This is a genomic window from Candidatus Nitrosomarinus catalina (assembly GCF_002156965.1).
Classification (GTDB): Archaea; Thermoproteota; Nitrososphaeria; order Nitrososphaerales; family Nitrosopumilaceae; genus Nitrosopumilus; species Nitrosopumilus catalinensis.
This window is the reverse complement of record NZ_CP021324.1, coordinates 89,124-107,602: the sequence shown is the minus strand read 5'-3', so window position 1 is coordinate 107,602 and position 18,479 is coordinate 89,124. Positions and strand designations below refer to the sequence as shown.

Here is an 18,479-nt window from a genome sequence, read left to right as displayed (position 1 = left end):
TTATTCTGAACAAATTCATTAAGGCAAGAATTTTAATATTTATGTAAGAAATGAAAATTTTGTTTATTGCTCCAAGATATTCTGGAGGTATAGGAGGACATGCATTTAGAGTTTATGAAAAATTACAAGAATATGGATTTGATATTAAATTAATGCATGTACCACACATTCCAATTAGAAAATTAAAAAATCCAAGTTTTGCGGCATTTAGTTCATTGAAAGCAATAGTAGGGACAGAAAAATATGATATTGTTCATGCATTTAATGTCCCATCAGCTTTTGCTATGAAATATACAAAAGCAAAGAAAAAAGTTTTATCCATTCACGGTGTTTATTCTGAACAAGTGGATGTATTACATTCTAAAACTATCTCTACTGCTGCTAAAGTTACTGAAACTAAAGTACTAGAATGGGCTGACAAACTAACAACTGATTCTAAAATTGTTAAAAAAATGTACAAAGAAAAATTGAATGTAGATTTTGAATTTTTTTATGCTCCTTTAGACATAAAAAAATTTGAAAAATTAAAAAATGTAGAAAAAAAAGAAAAACAAATAATATTCATTGGAAGAAATAGTCATGAAAAAGGAATCGATATTCTAAGAGGAATCGAATCAAAAATTGATGCAAAAATAATCTATTGTACAGATATGACATGGGAAAAAGCAATGGAAAATCTCAAAGCATCTAGTATACTAGTAGTCCCATCAAGAATGGAAAGTATTCCACAAGTAATTAAAGAAGCATTTTATCTTAAAATTCCAATCATTGCAACAAATGTAGGAGGTATTCCAGAACTAATTACAAATAATGAAACAGGGATTTTAATTCCGCCTAATGATCCAAAAATGTTATTGAGCAGTATTAACAAATTACTTTTAGATGATGAAACTTCAAAAAAACTTGCAGATTCAGGTTATGAATTTGTAATGAAAAATCTTACATGGGAAATTCTACTTCCAAAATATGTTAAATTTTATGAGGATTTACAAAGATCTTAAAAAAAGAATTTTTTTAAACCATTTTTTAATAATGTGTCATAATTCCAATTAATCAATTGTTTTGCAAGAGATACATCAGCTAAACTATCTTTTACATCACCTAGTGGTAAATCATCATAACTTAATTCTAATGTTTTTCCTGAAAGATCCATCATTATTTCTGCTAATGTTTTAACGGATGTAGATATACCTGTCCCAATATTCAAAAATGAGAAATCAGTATTACTTTCCATTGATGATAAATTTGCTTTAGCAACGTCCTCTACAGATATGAAATCTCTAGTCTGTAATCCATCACCAAAAATTATTGGGGATTCATTTAGATTAATTTGATTGATAAATTTTGTAATTACACCAGCATAATCATTAGTTTGACCAACCCCATAGACATTAAAATATCTTAAACCAATTATGGATACTCCTAAATTATGATATTTTTGTGCTAGTTTTTCATCATCTAATTTTGTTATTCCATATGGATTAATGGGATTTTTTTCAAAATTTTCTTGAATGGGAATTGTTGTAGTATTTCCATAAACACTTGAACTACTTGCATATACAACTTTTTTTCCAAATTCTTTAGCTAATTTGAATATGTTTTCAGTACCTTTTACATTCACATTATGATATTTTTCTTTTTGTAAAAATGATTCAGGTACAGAAGTTAATGCTGCTTGATGAAAAATCCCATCAGAATTAGAAACTACATCTTTTAACGAATTAAAATCTAAAATATCTATTTTTTTAAATTCAATTTGCTCTTTAATTTCAGATAAATTTTCTAATCTTCCTCTTGAGAGGTTATCTATTATTATAACATCATGATTTTTTTCAACTAAATGTTTTGCAATATGACTTCCAATGAATCCTGCACCACCAGTAATAACAAATTTCACATGTTTGTTGAATCTAACACATCTTTAAATCTTAACTAATAACAAAATAGAATCTTATAAACATGGAAAATTATGAACAAAATTGGATATTAAATTATGGAAATTAACAATTATTCTTCAATTATTAAAGAGGTATTAACTTTAAGATATTCTCCGTCAATAGACGATAATAAAAATAAATTTATTTCAAATAATTTTTTACCTGAAGAAAAATTAAATTATTTAGAATACATAGAAAAATCAATTTCCTTAAAAATAGAAAATGAAGTTCAAGACAAACATGTTTCAATTGCACTAAGTGGAGGAGTTGATTCAACTCTTGTAATGTCATTACTTCGTAAAACTAAACCAGATATCAAAATTGATGCCATTTCTCTAAAATTTGCAGATAGTGTTGATGAAACAAGAATTGCAGGAAATATAGCAAACAAGTTTAATGCAGATCATAATATTATTTCAATTGAAAATTTTCTTGAATTTCTTCCAAAAGCAATTAGCATAATCAAAATGCCATTTTGGGATACGCATTGGTATCACATGGTAAAAACTGCTTCAAAATTTTCAACATCTTTAGTGTCAGGTGATGGTGGAGATGAATTATTTGGAGGATACACTTTCAGATATCAAAAATATTTATCAAATTTTTATTCAGATATGAGTCCCTTAGATCGAGTGAAATTATATTTAGAATGCCATGAACGTGACTGGGTTCCAGATCAAATTGAATTGTTTGAGTCAAAATCAAATTTCTCATGGGATGAAATTTATTCAAAAATTATTCCATATTTTGATAATTCGTTATCTCCACTAGATCAAGTATTTTTAGCAGATATTAATGGAAAATTATTGTACAACTGGATTCCACTTAATACTAGTTTTCATAATTTCTTTGATCTTAAACCAATTACACCAATTTTATCAAAAGAATTAATGCAATATGCACCACATTTAAAAAATTCAATTAAATATAATCAAAATAAAAATATTGGAAAACTTCCATTACGAGAAATTTTATCTAAACATATTTCTTCAGACCTAATCACACCAAATAAGCAAGGTTTTTCAGTAAATACTATTAATTTATGGAATTCATACGGTAAAGAAATTTGTAATTATTATTTAGATAATGCACGAATTATTAAAGATAAATGGATTAATGGAATTTGGGTTAAGAAACACCTTAAAAGACTTGATGAAATACCAGATGTTAGATATGTTAACAAATTTTTAGGATTATTAGCGTTTGAAATTTGGTATAGAATTTTTGTTACAAAAGAAATGAATCCAGAAACAAAATTATCTATTTAAAAAATGCCATTCACCAATGCAACTAATTTTTATTTACCCAAAAAATCATAGTAATAATTGAAATCAAAATTAGTTGAACAAATTGTTTGTCCAGAATGTAAGACAAAATTTTCATTAAAAATAAAGAAAAAACAAAAAGAAGAAATTATTCAAGGAACTTTAACGTGCCTTAAAAAACATAATTTCCCCATAATTAGAGGAATTCCTCGATTAGTAATAGATAAACAAAAAGATTTTGTAAATACCGAAGATGCATTCTCATCAAAATGGAGACATTTTAACAAAACTTATCATAATAAAAAATGGATTGATGGTCAAAAAAAATGGTTTTTAGAAAGATTTGGTTGGAAAACAATTTCAAAATTAAATAAATTCTTAGAAACTCGTTCTACAATTCTTGATGCAGGTACTGGAGTTGGAAATAGTGCAAAATTATTTTCATCCAACTCAAATGCTCAAGTTTTTGGAATTGATGCTAGTGAAAGTATAGAATTTGCATATAAAAAATATGGTAAAATAAAGAACATTCATTTTTTACAAGCAGACATAAGAAAATTGCCATTTAAAAAAAATTTTTTTGATTTTATTTGTTCAGATCAAGTATTACATCATACTAAAGATACAGAATCTTCATTCAAAATACTTTCAAAACTATTAGTAAAAAATGGAATTATTTCGATTTATGTATATAGAAAAAAAGGAGCATTGCGAGAATTTGCAGATGATCATATTAGAAAAACTACCATTAACATGACTGAAAAACAATGTATGGAATTTTCTAAAAGTATGGCATTTTTAGGAAAGAGTTTATCACAATTAAAGAAAAAGATTACAATCAAAGAAGATATTCCCCTACTTGAAATTAAAGCAGGAACCTATGATGTTCAAAGATTTCTATATTGGAATTTTCTTAAATGTTGGTGGTCTCCAGATGTTCCATTTGAACAAAGTGTTGCTACAAATTATGATTGGTACTATCCAAAATTTGCATTTAGACATTCAAAAAACGAGGTTAGAAAATGGTTTAAAGATATTAAATTAAAAATTATTCATTTTAATGAAATTGAAAGTGGTTTTAGCATAAATGGAAAAAAATAAGCTTAAAAATATTTAAAAAGTGGAATAATTTAGAAAATTTTTAGAATAAATTAAAGATAAAAAATTTATTCAAAAAGTTAGTTGAGAGGATTATAAGACAAATTATAATTTTTATTTACTTCATAAAGTACTACAAAAAGAAGTTCGCCATCATTATCATTCATAAAACTAGGGGATGCATAAACTAATTTTAATGGATCATTGTCAGAATTATATTTTATATTTTTAACACTAATTTCAATAAATCCATTTTTATAAACTGGAGAATTTTTTTCAGTCGAAGGTTGATAATACACAACTGGACTAAATGGAATTAATTTGCCAAGCAGTGTATTTTCATAAAAATTTGGTTTTGGAGTTTTAACATCTAGTTCTAAATATTTTTCTGCGGGAAATCCACCAACTTTTGAAATCCAAAATACCTTTGATTCATCACCACCCCCACCTACAACGTATAAAGGCTCATTTTCTGAATTGTTTCCTATGTCTTGAGCAGCAACAAATACAAGAACATAATCAGCATTCATTTCTTTCAACATTTTCCAACTTTCTTCAGGTGGACTCATTAATACCGTGGCCATTTTTTGAATTTCATTAGTACTAAGTGTCGCGTTGTCAACAAACGTAGTTCTTTCAGATAAGGCTGTAATCCAATATCCATAATCCCACCATGCAGCAATTTTGGCATTTTCAGGAGTATTAACCTTAATCCACTCCATTGTTTCTAACCAATCATTAGTTGGCGGATACATTGATGCACCAGTAAAAATTATTGGAGGCTCATCTACAACATTGATCCAATTACCTTGTTCTGGATATACAAGGGGAGTAGTAAAAAAAGAAATTATAATAATTGAATATAAAATTTTAATCAAATAATTTTTCTTATTAGAAAAACTAATTTTAAAAATTTCTTTTGTCAAAAGTGACAATCCAATAGAAGATAAAATAATTAATGTAATAGATGCAAATATTTCCAATCTAATAAATGCCGAACTAACATAAGCTCCACTGATTCCAATAATAAGTACAAACAATTTCATATCATTTTTAACATAATTTTCATTTTGAGATATTTTTTTAGAGAAAAGTAACCAAATTCCTAATCCAGCAAAAATCATCCATATAGAATGTAATAAGAAAGATAAGTTTGTTGAAACTGGAGCATGTTCTCCAACAGAATCAACTAATGGATCACTATTGGTTAAGAAGGGATTCAATGCATTAAGATATCTAAAACTTGGTAATGGAATAAAATTTTCATCTAATTTTTCGTTTGATAAATCAAATTGAGAACTTAGAGCTAAAAAGAATGAAGCTAAAATAAAAATAGAAAATAAGAAAAATAATCCATTTCTAATTTTATTTTTTTCACTACTAACTTTTTGAATAATTATACAAATAATAAGAAAGACAGTTGGAATCATTAACGAAATTCCACCTAAACCAAAAACAAAATTTGGACCAGGTCTCTCAAACAAACTTGAAATTAATAAGAATAATCCTACAAATAACGGAACACCCCATAATAGAAATTTATGATCTTTATTAACAAAAGGTAATGCTAAAATGAATAATCCAACAGGGATTATAAAAAATTGGTTTCCACCCCAAGATGCCATTCCAAAAGCCATAACTATACTTGCAAAAACAATTTTTAGAATTGTGATTTTTTGATTTTTAGATTTTATTGCACTCAAAAATAAGTATAATCCAAGTATACCATAAAAAATTCCTAATGGTTCAGATTTAAACCATCCAGCAGTACCTCTAAGAATTATTGGCAAAGATACTGCAAATAATAACGAGGCAATCATACCAGCTAAATTTCCTCCAAGCAATCTAACTAAAGCAAAAATAACAATTACAGTTAATGAACCAATGATTGCAGGAAACATAATTGTATAATCATATAATGATGAGTTTCCTCCAAATAGTTGATAAGTGATTGCTGCTGTCGAATGAAGCATTATTTGTGAAGTAGCTGAAACATTCCTTCCTTCAGGATACCAACTTTTATTATCATGCCATTGAAAATATTCAGAGAACCCATTTTCAATAATATATTCAGTAGCACGAAAATTAAAAAATGGATCAAATTCATTTAATTCGTATCCATAGTCAAGAGGTTGGGAACGAATTGACATTGATATTGAAAATGCCAAAATCAATACACCAATTATTATGAGATGATTTAATTTGAAAGTGAATATATCAGATTGAAATAATATTCTATCAGACTTCAACGTAAAAGCTATAGTTTAAACTGTTATTACTCTTTTGAATGAAAATTCAACTACATTGTTGCTTGAGATGCATCATGGAACATCTGACTCTTTGCACAGCCAGCAGCAAGTTCATCGCCTGCACCACGTCTCATAAGACCTCTGTATAGACCATCTTCGAGTTTTACACCTTCACGTTCTTCCCATTCCTCTACAGTGATAGAATATTTCTTTTGAATTCTGTCTCTGTACCATTCTGGAATTACATTAAATGCACAGAATGGGACTATTCTAAGGTCTGGAGTAACATAGTGAATATCACATCTTTGTAATCTCTCTAAATCTTCATTGTATTTGTCTTGGAAGTGCATCATACCAAGGAATAATCCTTTGACGTGCCATGAACCAACTGAATCAAATGATCTCTTCATGAGAATGTTACCAAACATTTTTGCTAAATCTAATCCGGCTGGTTGCTTTTTAGTATCAACAAAGCCTTTGAGTTTTCTTACAACTTCAAGCATTGTAAAGTACTTGTTCTTACCAGAACGAATCTCTTCAGATTTATCTTCAAATAATTCTAACATTCCTTGAATGTCACAGAATTTAGTTAATGGGACAAATTTCTTTGTATCAGCATCTTCAAAGATGTAAGTTCCTGCACCACAAGCAAAGTGAATAGACAATTCGTATTTTGGTTTGCTTGAGAATGCTTCAATTACATTAGTTAGTGGCATACAACTTGGAACTGGGAACCAATCATCAACAGTTACTTCACCATTGGTTTGTTCTTCAATTCTTTGAACACAATCAGGTACTGTAATTCTGTATTTTTCACGTTCAGATTTACCCATTCTACCAGTTAATGATACTGGTTGGAAGTTTACAGCGTGAACTACATCCATGTTCTTTTGTGCATATCTAATAATTCCGCCTAATTCATGATCGTTAATTGATTTGATAACAGTTGGAACAAATACAACAGTAGTACCTGTTTTTCTACAACTATCAAGAGCATATGGAATTTCCCAGTGATTTTTAGGATTTGTTCTTGCAGTTACACCATCAAAGGAAAGATACAAGTTGTTACATCCAGCAAGTCTAACTTCTCTTGCTGCTTCAGGATCCATGGCATGTCTAATACCATTTGTATTCATCTGAATATGGTCAACGCCTTCTTCTTTCATTATTTTAATAACATCAGCAATATCATCTCTGAGCATTGGTTCACCACCGGTAATCTGCATAGAGTTTCCTGGAATTGGTCTTTCTGCTCTTAGAGTCTTCATCATACCTCTAACTTGTGTATGATCTGGTTCATACATGTAAGCGCCTTCAAGTCCCTTCTTTACATAGAAGAAACAATACCAGCATGTCAAATCACATCTGTTAGTTACAATCATGTTTGCTAATCCACTGTGAGATAAGTGATTAGAACACAAACCACAGTTATTTGGACAAGAACATTTGTCAATCATTACATTTGGAGAATGTGCACCTTTGCCATCCATCCAGTAAGTACTGAATTTTTTGTACATTTCATAAGAACCAAAGTATAATTCCTCACATTCACCGTGAGTTGGACAAATTTTTGACATGAAAACTTGATTATCTCTTTCAAAGACTTCGGCATCTAAAATCATGTTACAATCAGGACAGATACTTTGAGTAAATCTGATAGTAGATTTTTTACCCAAATTCTTACTTGATTGATTGGAAATCTGAATTAGTGCCATGCTTGTACTTAGATTTCTAAAAAAACAGTATATAATCTGTTTCACACTTACCCCCGTGGGGAATTTAGTAAACAGTCGTGACGGGTTTAAATATCAAAACTGATCGGTTAGATCGGATGAGCATATCAGATAAAACAAAAAAGTCACTAGAAAAAATTGGTCTTACAAGTTATGAAATCAAAACATTTTCTGCATTACTAAAGTCTGGAGAAATGACAGCATCTGATCTTAGTCAAAAATCAGGTGTGCCATATTCAAAAATCTATGAAGTTTTAGGGACACTAGAAGAAAAAGGATGGATTGGCTCAGATGATTCAAGACCAACAAAATATTTTGCAAAATCACCAGCAACAGGAGTAGAAAGTACAAAACAAAAGATGGAAAATGATTTTCTACAAAATCAAAATGTAATTTTAAATGAATTAGTTCCACTGTATGAAAAAAGTGGTATAAGTGAAAAACCAGATATTTGGGTTTTATCAGGGGCAATTAACATTACTGCAAAAATTTTAGAGATGGTAGATAGTTGCAGAGACGAAGTAATGATCACACTGCCAGAAGCGGGTGTAGAATTAGTTAAACAAGCATTACCAAAATTAAGAGCATTACACGATAAAGGAGTAAAAATTACAATTCTTACATCAGATAAAATCGATAAAGAATCAATTACAGCAATCAAAAGAGTCGCAGAAGTTAAAATTAAGAAAGGTTTGTTTGGAGGTGGAATAATCTCGGATAAAAGATACGTTGTGATTTTATTAGGTCCTGAAATTGCAGGTGAAAATTCATCTGATATTATTGCAATTTGGGCTGATCATATTGGTTTAGCTGGAATTGCACGTCAATATTTCGAATATTTATTAAAAGATTCAAAGAAGGTATAGCTATGGACATACTAAAAGATGAAACACTATTTGTTGGAACTGCAGAAGCAGAACATGTTGAGATGTATCTAAAAGCAATTTGGCACATTAGAGAAAGAGGCGAGGATGTTAAAATTAGTACAATTGCAAAAATGCTCAACATTAGACAACCAAGTGTAGTTCAAATGCTAAAAAAACTAAATGCTAAAAATCTTGTAGAATATAACAAAGCAGGTGTAACTCTTACAGAAGAAGGAGAAGTAATTGGTTCCAGTATGATGAGGAATAGTAGATTATTAGAAGTCTTAATGGATAGTGCATTAAAAGTGGAAATTGATGAAGAAATGGTATGCGGAATTGAGCATCACATGAATAAACAATTCACAGATGCATTATGTACAATGTTAGGACATCCAAGAAAATGTCCACATACGCATGACATTCCAAAAGGCGAATGCTGTAAATAAATTAAAAATATCCCAAAAGATATATCAGATTAGAAATTACAATTGTTATGGCATGTTTTTGTGGATGTGAAACTTATGTTAAAAATGAAGATGGTTTCAAAATCGCATGTGTGAAATGTCAACATGGACCTCAAAACCATGATGATGCATTTAGAGATGCTGCAAGAAAGAACGAATCACAGAGTCAAAAACGTGATGCAGATTTTGGATAGAAAACTATTCACCAATAATTTTAACTAAAACTCTTTTTGGTCTCTTACCATCAAATTCTCCGTAAAAAATTTGTTCCCAAGGACCAAAGTCTAGATTACCATTAGTAATTGCAACAACTACTTCACGCCCCATTACTTGTCTTTTTAGATGTGCATCAGCATTATCTTCTCCAGTATCATTGTGTTTGTATTGTTCAATTGGTTCATGAGGTGCTAATTTTTCTAACCATTTTTCATAGTCATGAAGTAATCCATCCTCATTATCATTGATAAAAACACTTGCAGTGATATGCATGGCATTAACAAGACATAGTCCTTCTTGGACTTTACTTTGATCTACTAATTTTCTAACATCAGGTGTAATATTGACAAACCCTCTTCGAGATTTAATATTAAATGTAAGATGTTTAGTTAATGATTTCATAATTTTTCAAAATTCATTACCAATTAAAATCATGAAGCAGGCTCAGAACTCAAGATCCTCATCATTAATCAGAGGGATAGGAACATCATAGCCTGTAGGCAGTTTTTAGAGATATTCCTTTTGAGTCTTTCAAGAAGCTTGATAAATGGCAAATAGTAAGTTAAAAAAAATGGTCACGATTAGTACTCCTGCAACATTGGAAAGTTTTAGAAGATTTATCATTTCTAGTACGTGTAAATCTTATGCTCCAAGAAATTATTTAGAAGATTCAGAGGTATTTGCAGAAAGAGAAGATAATTTGGGTGCAATATACGTAGAAGCAGCAGATAAAGTAACATTGAAAAAAATCAGAGATATCAAATTTATGAACGCAAGAGATGTACTTGGAATAATTTACAATTCAAAAAGTGGAAATACATCACTCAAATGGAGACAAATTAGAAGAATGGAAGGCAAAGTAACAGGGGAAGCTTCTCCAAATTCTTTAACAAATCTAGCAGAAGCAGGTGTTCTTACTTTAGATTGGGTTGAAAATTATCTAAAGAAAAAATCACAAGAAGAGAAAACAACTGAAACTACAAACTAAACACTTTACTTTTTGTAAATTATTTTACTAATATGATTACAAAAACAATAGATGAGAATTTAATTTCAGTAATTCCCGAAGATTCAGAAGATTTATTGAATTTACGGCGAATAATTAGAGAAAATGACAAAGTGATTGGTGATACTACACGAGTTCTAAAACAAGATAAAGAATATGCTAGACCAGACAAAGGTGAAAGAATCAAAATTAGAATTGCATTAACTGTGGAAAAAATTTCTCTTGATGAAGTTTTAGATAAACTGAGAATTAGTGGAATTATTTCTGAATCAAGTAACGAATCAGTACCACACGGTTCACATCATTCATTTATTTTAGAACTAAATGATGGAATTACAATTTCAAAGAAAAAATGGTTGCCAGTAGAGAAAAAACTTTTGAAATCAAGTAATAATCAAGTCAGTTTTGTACTAATTGCAATTGATACTGCGGACTGTGGAATTGCAAGATTAAGAGGAACACATTTAGAATTTATGCCAAATATGTACTCTGGATCTGGAGGAAAGAGATACAAAACTAATTTTAAAATTGAAAAATTCTTTGAACATGTACAGCAGGCAATGAATTCTATTTTTAAAGAGGGAGACATGATAATAATTTTTGGTCCAGGTGAAACAAAAAAAAGATTTGCAAATCATTTACAAAAATCACAAAAATACAAGATTCAAGTTGTTGATGGAGTAGATTCAGGTGGAGAAGATGGCATTTACACATTTACAAAATCTCAAACAATGCATGAGATAATGTCAGATAGTAAATTAGCAAAAGCTGCAGCAATAATTGATGAAATTATGATTCTTGCAAATAAGAAAAGTAAAAAATTTACAATGGGATATAATGAAACGTTAGATGCCAATCAAATTGGCGCAGTAGAATCAATAGTATTTTCAGATAAAATAATTCAAGACAATAATGAACAAGAAATAATGGATTTCCTAAACGATGTAGAAAATAAAGGGGTTAAAATTTACAGTGTTGATTCATCTACAGATATCGGATTAAGAGTTACAGGTTTAGGTGGAATAGTTTCTTTGTTAAGATATTCTTTAGAGACTTAATTTGTTGATTCAATTAACCAGTTCAAATATGATTTATTTATTGAATTAACATCAATTTCAGCTATTTCAGGAACATCATATGGATGAGTTTCTTCAATTATATTTTTGAGTTTAATTTTATTTTTTGTCACAGTTTTGAATATTGCAATATATTCTGGAGAATTTTGAATTTTCCCGTTCCAGGAATATACTGAATCAATTTTTGAAATATTAACACATGCTATAGTCTTATTTTTAACAAGTTCATTAGCAATTTTTAAAATTGATTTTTTATTAGGATATGTTGATACAATAACCACTGGTTTCATAGTAAACGATAAATGCCCGTACTTTAAAAAATTAACAATTAGTTTGGAACTTGATTTTATTACAGAAAATTCGATAATCTATGTCTTAATGGCTTGGGTAGTTATTTTCATATCAGCCAAGGCTCTAAAGTTAGAGCGATTTGGTTTTGAAATTAAGGCATACAGTCTAGTTTATAAAAATAAAGGAGTCAATGAACTTTTAATAAAAATTCTAGGTAGAACAAGATCAGCAGTATCTGTATTTGCAAATGTGAGCGTTATTGCAGGATTCATAATGATGGGTTTTGCATTTTGGTTTTTACTAAATAATGTTTCAAACTTTTTTGTTGCACAATCAGAATTTAACGAATTAACCGTATTAATTCCGGGTGTTACATTAACTTCCGCACCAGCCATTACTTACTTTTTACTTTCTATCCCAATTGTACTCGTAATGCATGAAGGCGGACATGGAATTGTAGCTGCACTTGAAAAAATTAGAATCAAAACAGGTGGTTTTGCAATTTTTATTGCAATGTTTGCAGGTTTTGTTGAACCAGATGAAGAAGAATTTGAAAAAGCAAAAAAGATTTCTAAATTAAGGGTAATAGGAGCAGGTGCAACTTCAAATGTTTTGTTTGCACTAGTGTTAGGAGTTATTTTGTTAACAAATCCATTTTTTGCAATGGTTGTTCCAGAACCATTATTGAGTATATTTTATGAATTACCTGAAGGTGTCTTGATACTTTCAATAATAGAAAATTCAGGAGCTGAACAAGCTGGATTACTTGGAAACGACATAATTACTTCGATTAATGGTATACCGATTCTTATTCCAGCGGATTTCCCCAGTTTGAATCCAGGTGAAACTGCCACTGTTTCAGTACTTAGAGAAGGTCAACCGTTGAATTTTGAATTACTAGTAATGCCAGCACCAGATGATCCTGAAAGAGGATTAATTGGGATAATGAGAGATAATTCATTCACATACAAACCTGTAATGAATTTCATTGAATGGAATGATCCAACTGTTTCAATGTTCTTGTTATGGTTATGGATGATTTCATTTTTCATAGGAATAATCAACATGTTACCATTACCAATTCTAGACGGGGGGAAATTCATTCATATTATTATTGATAAAAGAATTTCAGAAAAAGCAGTTAAAATGACAATGTGGGGAATTTATGCATTCACCTTTGTGTTATTTGGTCTCAATATTGCTTTATCATATATGAAATCAGGATGGTTTACAATCTAATTTACCTAAAGAATCATTAATGAAAAATTACAATTAATTTCATGAAATGTGACAGATGTGAAAACCCTCCAGCATATACAAGAAAATATTCTGGAGAGAAATTATGTTCACAATGCTTTTCAAAATCTATTGTAAAAAAGACAGCCAAAACAATTTCAAAATATAAAATGATAAAACATAATGAATTAGTTGCCGTAGCTGTTTCAGGAGGTAAAGATTCACTTGCATTGTTAAAAGTTATTCATGAAATGTCATTAACTCACAGTTTTAGAATTAAAGTGATTACAATAGATGAAGGAATTCCAGGTTACAGGAATGAGGCATTAGAAATTGTGAAAAAAGTATGTAATGAATTAAATGTTGAATATAAAATATATTCTTACAAGGATCTTTTTGAGTTAACACTTGATGAAGCATTAGACTTGCGAGAAAATGAAAAAACATCATCATGTTCAATGTGTGGAACATTTAGAAGACGTGCAATGGACTATGCAGCAAAAGATATTGGAGCAGATCTAATTGCAACAGGACATAATTTAGATGACACATTACAAACTTTTGTGATAAATATGCTTTCAGGAGATACAACTAAAGTTGGTTGGATGAATCCAGATACAGCTACAAATTCTTTAAGAAAAATAAAACCATTTTGCGAAATCTATGAATCTGAAATAGTTTTTTATGCATTTACAAATAATCTACCATTTCAATCTGAACCATGTCCTCACATGAATGAAGGTATAAGAACTGACATTCGTGAATTTTTAAATTCGTTAGAAAATCAACGAAGTGGAATTAAAAATAATTTGTATCAATCAATAATCAAAGTATCTGAAGTAATGAAAAGTTCTGATTCAAACTCTAAAAATAAAACAAATTGTGAAAAATGTGGTTCTGAATGTACAGGGAAGATATGCTCAGTATGCACTATGGTTTTGAAATTAAAATCAAATCAAACCTAATGCAAATATAACATACCATCTTTAGAAAAAGCGGTAGTAGGTAGGATTGGGGTGCCAGCCGTGCCCTATTCTGAAACCGGCTATATGCAGAGATCAGCAACTGTTGGGTAAATCTCTAGATGGGTAATTCCCGCTTGGTGTGCGGAAATGAAATCACGCCGAGGCGGGTGGTTGCAGGACTAGAAATATTCGAAGGAATAACTTCTAAGACCGAACTATCGAAAGGGATGAGGTCCGGGAGGGAGCAATCCTAAGGTGGAGCATCCACGCTTCCTCGTCTACGTGGCGGATCTTGTATGCCTTGAAATGGGGCTATTCGTCTAGACTGGAACCAGCGGATCTACTACCTTTATAATTAAAATCAAATTTGCATGGTTATGGAAGGAATTATTTCATTTGGCAACAAAAGAAATTATGACGATTTTAAAAAACAAATTCCAGCAGATGTATTACCTCTTTTTGATTCAATAAGAGAATTCTGCTTCAAATTAGGTGAAAATGTATTAGAAGATGTTCGAATGCATAGAGTTGTATTTTGTAAATCAATGACATTTAGATGGTTTCTCGATGTAGAACCAGAAAAAGATGGTGTAAAAATTAAAATTCAAAGAAGCAGAAAAGATCCAATTCAGGTTATTCAAATAAAAAAAGAACAACAAATTTCAGAATTTACTGAATTTTTCAAAAATGCTTATGAAAATATTCACTAATACAAAACATCAAACTTTGAAAATTCATTGTTAAATTCTTCATCATGTATTTCAACATTTTCAACAATTGAATTAGCTGGACCAACATGTGCCCATTTAACAAGTTTAGAAACATTGTCTCCTGTACCTTCTAAAACACATTCAACACGACCATCTGGAAGATTTTTTACCCATCCAAAAACATTATTTTGAATAGATTTAGCTTTTAGACTCTGACGAAAGAAAACTCCCTGTACCCTACCAGTTACAAATAATCTAACACGTTGATTTGTCATTAATAGAAAACATAAGAAAGTTCTTAATCAATTTTAAGTTTAAAAATAAACTACTTTCTTTCTTTAATTCTAGCTCGACCAGTTTTTCTAGCAGCAATACTTCCTACCTTTGCACCAGGAGGAGCATCTCTAGAAACAGTAGAACTTTGTCCAACGTGTTGGTGACGACCACCACCGTGTGGGTGAACATATGCTGCTTGTGCAACACCTCTAACAATTGGGTATTTCTTTCCTTTAGCTTTGAAACTTCGCCATTTGTTTCCAGCACTCATGAAATGACGTTCGGTTGCTCCGCCACCAGCTAGAGTACCAATCATGGCTCTATTTTTTGGATTGAGAGTTGCAAATTTTCCTGAAGGAAGTTTAATTGTTACACCATCATCTCCATGAGAGAAAATAGTTGCGTTAGTTCCTGCAGATTTGACTATAGCTCCACCGTCACCAAAATGTCTTTCAATATTACAAACAATTGTTCCGTCAGGAATATTTTGAACACTAATTACATTTCCTTGTTCAATTTTTGATTTTAATCCAAATTGTAATGATTCTCCAACTTTAGTTCCTAATACTGCGGGAATAAAGGAAACAGAACCGTCTTCAAATCTAACTTTAGATAAAGGTGCTTCTCGTCCACGCTCGTGAACTAAATCAATAATTTCCCCAACATGATTTTCTGCTAGTGGAAAACGTGGATAATTTGCAGTTTTTCCTACTTTACCAGTGGAAGTCGATCTAAATTGATTGCCTCCACGGCCTCGTCTACGTACTAATGGTCTTTTACCCAAGTTGATCGTTTCAAACTGAAAAGAGAATTTTAAGCTTTGGTATGGATTAGAATAGGACATAATTACCACAAAGGTATAAAAATTAGATTAGAGGTTATTTTTGTATGAGTCAAAATGCTCTTTCTCTTAAAGTTCTTGAGGCATATACTAGGGATGTTGGAAGAGGAGTAGCCAGAATTGATTATGACTCAATGGATACGTTAAATGCATCAACTGGTGATGTAATTGAAATTAAAGGTAAAAGAAGAACAGTTGCAAAATGTCTTCCATTATACCCATCTGATGAAGGAAAAGGAATTATCAGAATTGATGGACTTGGAAGAAATAATTCAGGAATTGCAATTGGAGACACAATATCAGTTAGAAAAATTAAAGCAACTGCAGCCGAAAAAGTAGTAGTTGCACCATTAGAAGCTATTCCTCCAATAGATGAAAGATATCTTGCAGATGCTTTAGAAAGTGTTCCATTAATCAAAGGTGATAATGTTATGGTCCCATACTTTGGTGGACGATTAACATTCCAAGTAATTGGTGTTACACCAGCTGCAGATGCAGTTTTGATTACACAAAAAACAGTTTTCCATATTGCTGAAAAGGGAGAAACATTACGCGGTGTTCCACAAGTAACCTATGAAGACATTGGCGGTATACATAATGAAATTAAGAAAGTAAGAGAAATGATTGAGCTTCCATTAAGACATCCTGAGATTTTTGAGAAACTTGGAATTGAAGCACCAAAAGGCGTTTTACTTTATGGTCCTCCAGGAACTGGTAAGACATTACTTGCAAAAGCTGTTGCAAATGAAAGTCAAGCTCATTTCATTAGTATTTCAGGTCCTGAAATTATGAGTAAGTTTTATGGAGAAAGTGAAGCTAGATTAAGAGAAATTTTCAAAGAAGCAAGAGAAAAAGCACCATCAATAATTTTTGTTGATGAAATTGATTCAATTGCACCAAAAAGAGAAGAAGTTACGGGAGAAGTTGAACGCAGAGTTGTTTCACAAATGTTATCATTAATGGACGGATTAGAAGGAAGAGGAAAAGTAATTGTAATTGCTGCAACAAACAGACCTAATGCAATTGATCCTGCACTAAGACGACCAGGAAGATTTGATAGAGAAATCGAGATTAAAGTACCAGATAAAAAAGGACGAAGAGATATTCTTGCAATACACAGCAGAAATATGCCTTTAGCAGATGATACTCAAGAATTACCAGTGAATATTGATAAAATTGCTTCAGTCAGTCACGGATATGTTGGTGCAGACTTGGAGTACTTGTGTAAAGAAGCAGCAATGAAATGTTTGAGAAGATTACTACCTGAACTTAATTTAGAAGAAGAAAAACTCCCTCCAGAAACTCTAGATAAACTAATTGTAAATCACGATGATTTCACTAAAGCCTTGATTGAAGTTACTCCATCTGGAATGAGAGAAGTATTCATTGAAAATCCAGACATAAAATGGGAAGAAGTTGGCGGTTTAGAGGATGTTAAACGAGAATTACAAGAAGCTGTTGAATGGCCAATGAAATATCCAGGACTATATGATAAACTAGGACACAGTATGCCAAGAGGTATCTTACTTCACGGTCCAAGTGGAACTGGTAAGACATTACTTGCAAAAGCTGTTGCTACACAAAGTGAAGCTAACTTTGTTTCTGTAAGAGGACCTGAACTATTATCAAAATGGGTCGGTGAATCCGAAAGAGGAATCAGAGAAATTTTCAAGAGAGCAAGACAATCTGCACCATGTGTAGTTTTCTTTGATGAAATTGATTCAATTGCACCAATTAGAGGAGCTGGTGGAGAAACAGCAGTCACTGAAAGAGTTGTCAGTCAATTACTTACAGAATTAGATGGCATGGAAAATATGCACGGAGTAATAGTATTAGCAGCAACAAACAGAGCTGACATGATTGATCCAGCATTATTAAGACCAGGAAGATTTGATAAAATTATTCAAATCCCATTACCAGATAAAGAAAGTAGAAAGAGTATTCTAAAAATTAATGCTGAAAAGATTCCAACTATTAGTGAATCAAGTGATCCAAAACATGTGGATTATGATAAATTAGCAGAAATTACAGATGGATTAAGTGGCGCAGACACAGCATCTATAGCAAATACTGCTGTATCTTTAGTAATTCACGAATTCCTAGATTCACATCCAGATGTGAAAGAGATTGAAAAAACCAGCATTGATGCAAAAGTAACTATGAAACACTTTGAAGAAGCAGTTAAGAAAGTAAGAGAGCAAAAAGACCTTAAGATGGGTGAAAAATTAGTCGCCTCCTATTACAGGTAGT

Annotated in this window: 19 protein-coding genes and 1 other RNA gene; 13 read left to right on the top strand and 7 right to left on the bottom strand. The window is 30.9% G+C overall.

All coding sequences use genetic code 11. From position 1 onward, the window contains the following. The first annotated feature begins 50 nt into the window (after nt 1–50). Nucleotides 51–1,001 (top strand): glycosyltransferase family 4 protein, encoded by a 951-nt coding sequence (locus tag NMSP_RS00610; protein ID WP_086906986.1) that lies wholly within the window; start codon nt 51–53, stop codon nt 999–1,001. On the opposite strand, the gene NMSP_RS00605 is transcribed toward NMSP_RS00610, so the two are convergent. Then, nucleotides 998–1,897, bottom strand: coding sequence for an SDR family NAD(P)-dependent oxidoreductase (locus tag NMSP_RS00605; protein WP_086906985.1), 900 nt, complete (start codon nt 1,895–1,897; stop codon nt 998–1,000). The genes NMSP_RS00610 and NMSP_RS00605 overlap by 4 nt on opposite strands. A gap of 96 nt (nt 1,898–1,993) precedes the next feature. Here NMSP_RS00605 and NMSP_RS00600 point away from each other — a divergent pair, with 96 nt between their 5' ends. Both NMSP_RS00600 and NMSP_RS00595 read left to right on the top strand, forming a co-directional pair. Beyond that, complete coding sequence (locus tag NMSP_RS00600) at nt 1,994–3,205, top strand: asparagine synthase C-terminal domain-containing protein (protein ID WP_086906984.1); 1,212 nt, start codon at nt 1,994–1,996, stop codon at nt 3,203–3,205. Nucleotides 3,206–3,262: 57 nt separating this feature from the next. Next, nucleotides 3,263–4,303: a methyltransferase domain-containing protein gene (locus tag NMSP_RS00595; protein ID WP_086906983.1), complete on the top strand. Its 1,041-nt coding sequence runs from the start codon at nt 3,263–3,265 to the stop codon at nt 4,301–4,303. A gap of 77 nt (nt 4,304–4,380) precedes the next feature. Here the strand turns inward: NMSP_RS00595 and NMSP_RS00590 are convergent, their stop codons facing one another. Then, entirely contained in the window at nt 4,381–6,468 is a 2,088-nt protein-coding gene (locus NMSP_RS00590; RefSeq protein ID WP_318779018.1) for an STT3 domain-containing protein, read from the bottom strand. A gap of 131 nt (nt 6,469–6,599) precedes the next feature. Continuing rightward, nucleotides 6,600–8,264: a tetraether lipid synthase Tes gene (tes, locus tag NMSP_RS00585; RefSeq protein ID WP_192866179.1), complete on the bottom strand. Its 1,665-nt coding sequence runs from the start codon at nt 8,262–8,264 to the stop codon at nt 6,600–6,602. Between the two features lie 116 nt (nt 8,265–8,380). On the opposite strand from tes, the gene NMSP_RS00580 reads away from it, so the two are divergent. From NMSP_RS00580 to NMSP_RS08300, 3 genes are read left to right on the top strand one after another with little or no spacing between them, the layout of a single operon-like run. Beyond that, the gene (locus NMSP_RS00580) at nt 8,381–9,148 is read left to right on the top strand and encodes a TrmB family transcriptional regulator (protein WP_086906982.1); all 768 of its coding nucleotides are present in this window, start codon (nt 8,381–8,383) and stop codon (nt 9,146–9,148) included. A gap of 2 nt (nt 9,149–9,150) precedes the next feature. Further along, the gene (locus NMSP_RS00575) at nt 9,151–9,594 is read left to right on the top strand and encodes a metal-dependent transcriptional regulator (protein ID WP_086906981.1); all 444 of its coding nucleotides are present in this window, start codon (nt 9,151–9,153) and stop codon (nt 9,592–9,594) included. Nucleotides 9,595–9,641: 47 nt separating this feature from the next. Then, the gene (locus NMSP_RS08300; RefSeq protein ID WP_192866178.1) at nt 9,642–9,806 is read left to right on the top strand and encodes a hypothetical protein; all 165 of its coding nucleotides are present in this window, start codon (nt 9,642–9,644) and stop codon (nt 9,804–9,806) included. Between the two features lie 4 nt (nt 9,807–9,810). On the opposite strand, the gene NMSP_RS00570 is transcribed toward NMSP_RS08300, so the two are convergent. Next, nucleotides 9,811–10,230 (bottom strand): secondary thiamine-phosphate synthase enzyme YjbQ, encoded by a 420-nt coding sequence (locus NMSP_RS00570; RefSeq protein WP_086906980.1) that lies wholly within the window; start codon nt 10,228–10,230, stop codon nt 9,811–9,813. A 169-nt stretch (nt 10,231–10,399) separates the two neighbouring features. Between NMSP_RS00570 and NMSP_RS00565 the strand changes: the two genes are divergently transcribed. Together NMSP_RS00565 and NMSP_RS00560 are read left to right on the top strand one after the other, a co-directional pair. Then, the gene (locus NMSP_RS00565; protein ID WP_086908300.1) at nt 10,400–10,816 is read left to right on the top strand and encodes a hypothetical protein; all 417 of its coding nucleotides are present in this window, start codon (nt 10,400–10,402) and stop codon (nt 10,814–10,816) included. Nucleotides 10,817–10,848: 32 nt separating this feature from the next. Next, on the top strand, nt 10,849–11,892 hold the full coding sequence (locus tag NMSP_RS00560) for an mRNA surveillance protein pelota (protein ID WP_086906979.1): 1,044 nt from the start codon (nt 10,849–10,851) through the stop codon (nt 11,890–11,892). Here the strand turns inward: NMSP_RS00560 and cutA are convergent. After that, the gene (gene cutA, locus NMSP_RS00555) at nt 11,889–12,200 is read right to left on the bottom strand and encodes a divalent-cation tolerance protein CutA (RefSeq protein WP_086906978.1); all 312 of its coding nucleotides are present in this window, start codon (nt 12,198–12,200) and stop codon (nt 11,889–11,891) included. The genes NMSP_RS00560 and cutA overlap by 4 nt on opposite strands. 88 nt (nt 12,201–12,288) lie before the next feature. Between cutA and NMSP_RS00550 the strand changes: the two genes are divergently transcribed. From NMSP_RS00550 to NMSP_RS00535, 4 genes are all read left to right on the top strand, one after another. Continuing rightward, nucleotides 12,289–13,440 (top strand): site-2 protease family protein, encoded by a 1,152-nt coding sequence (locus NMSP_RS00550; protein ID WP_086908299.1) that lies wholly within the window; start codon nt 12,289–12,291, stop codon nt 13,438–13,440. A 41-nt stretch (nt 13,441–13,481) separates the two neighbouring features. Beyond that, nucleotides 13,482–14,402 carry a TIGR00269 family protein gene (locus NMSP_RS00545; RefSeq protein ID WP_086906977.1) on the top strand — a complete coding sequence of 307 codons (921 nt, stop codon included), beginning with the start codon at nt 13,482–13,484 and terminating at the stop codon, nt 14,400–14,402. Between the two features lie 34 nt (nt 14,403–14,436). Beyond that, nucleotides 14,437–14,748: signal recognition particle sRNA (ffs, locus tag NMSP_RS00540), an RNA gene on the top strand. A 31-nt stretch (nt 14,749–14,779) separates the two neighbouring features. After that, complete coding sequence (locus NMSP_RS00535) at nt 14,780–15,112, top strand: DUF5655 domain-containing protein (protein ID WP_086908298.1); 333 nt, start codon at nt 14,780–14,782, stop codon at nt 15,110–15,112. Here the strand turns inward: NMSP_RS00535 and NMSP_RS00530 are convergent. Next, complete coding sequence (locus NMSP_RS00530; protein ID WP_086906976.1) at nt 15,109–15,387, bottom strand: acylphosphatase; 279 nt, start codon at nt 15,385–15,387, stop codon at nt 15,109–15,111. The genes NMSP_RS00535 and NMSP_RS00530 overlap by 4 nt on opposite strands. Nucleotides 15,388–15,437: 50 nt before the next feature. Further along, complete coding sequence (locus tag NMSP_RS00525; RefSeq protein WP_225971290.1) at nt 15,438–16,232, bottom strand: 50S ribosomal protein L2; 795 nt, start codon at nt 16,230–16,232, stop codon at nt 15,438–15,440. Between the two features lie 44 nt (nt 16,233–16,276). Here NMSP_RS00525 and NMSP_RS00520 point away from each other — a divergent pair, with 44 nt between their 5' ends. After that, a complete protein-coding gene (locus tag NMSP_RS00520; protein WP_086906974.1) occupies nt 16,277–18,478 on the top strand; it encodes a CDC48 family AAA ATPase in 2,202 nt (733 codons plus the stop codon). The last annotated feature ends 1 nt before the right edge of the window (nt 18,479 follow it).

Excerpts from the sequence above, each read along its gene's own strand:
- NMSP_RS00610 (WP_086906986.1), top strand. The coding sequence starts at position 51 with ATGAAAATTTTGTTTATTGCTCCAAGATATTCTGGAGGTATAGGAGGA.
- NMSP_RS00600 (WP_086906984.1), top strand. The coding sequence starts at position 1,994 with ATGGAAATTAACAATTATTCTTCAATTATTAAAGAGGTATTAACTTTA.
- tes (WP_192866179.1), bottom strand. The coding sequence starts at position 8,264 with ATGGCACTAATTCAGATTTCCAATCAATCAAGTAAGAATTTGGGTAAA.
- NMSP_RS00580 (WP_086906982.1), top strand. The coding sequence starts at position 8,381 with ATGAGCATATCAGATAAAACAAAAAAGTCACTAGAAAAAATTGGTCTT.
- NMSP_RS00575 (WP_086906981.1), top strand. The coding sequence starts at position 9,151 with ATGGACATACTAAAAGATGAAACACTATTTGTTGGAACTGCAGAAGCA.
- NMSP_RS08300 (WP_192866178.1), top strand. The coding sequence starts at position 9,642 with ATGGCATGTTTTTGTGGATGTGAAACTTATGTTAAAAATGAAGATGGT.
- NMSP_RS00570 (WP_086906980.1), bottom strand. The coding sequence starts at position 10,230 with ATGAAATCATTAACTAAACATCTTACATTTAATATTAAATCTCGAAGA.
- NMSP_RS00565 (WP_086908300.1), top strand. The coding sequence starts at position 10,400 with ATGGTCACGATTAGTACTCCTGCAACATTGGAAAGTTTTAGAAGATTT.
- NMSP_RS00560 (WP_086906979.1), top strand. The coding sequence starts at position 10,849 with ATGATTACAAAAACAATAGATGAGAATTTAATTTCAGTAATTCCCGAA.
- cutA (WP_086906978.1), bottom strand. The coding sequence starts at position 12,200 with ATGAAACCAGTGGTTATTGTATCAACATATCCTAATAAAAAATCAATT.
- NMSP_RS00550 (WP_086908299.1), top strand. The coding sequence starts at position 12,289 with ATGGCTTGGGTAGTTATTTTCATATCAGCCAAGGCTCTAAAGTTAGAG.
- NMSP_RS00545 (WP_086906977.1), top strand. The coding sequence starts at position 13,482 with ATGAAATGTGACAGATGTGAAAACCCTCCAGCATATACAAGAAAATAT.
- NMSP_RS00535 (WP_086908298.1), top strand. The coding sequence starts at position 14,780 with ATGGAAGGAATTATTTCATTTGGCAACAAAAGAAATTATGACGATTTT.
- NMSP_RS00530 (WP_086906976.1), bottom strand. The coding sequence starts at position 15,387 with ATGACAAATCAACGTGTTAGATTATTTGTAACTGGTAGGGTACAGGGA.
- NMSP_RS00525 (WP_225971290.1), bottom strand. The coding sequence starts at position 16,232 with ATGTCCTATTCTAATCCATACCAAAGCTTAAAATTCTCTTTTCAGTTT.
- NMSP_RS00520 (WP_086906974.1), top strand. The coding sequence starts at position 16,277 with ATGAGTCAAAATGCTCTTTCTCTTAAAGTTCTTGAGGCATATACTAGG.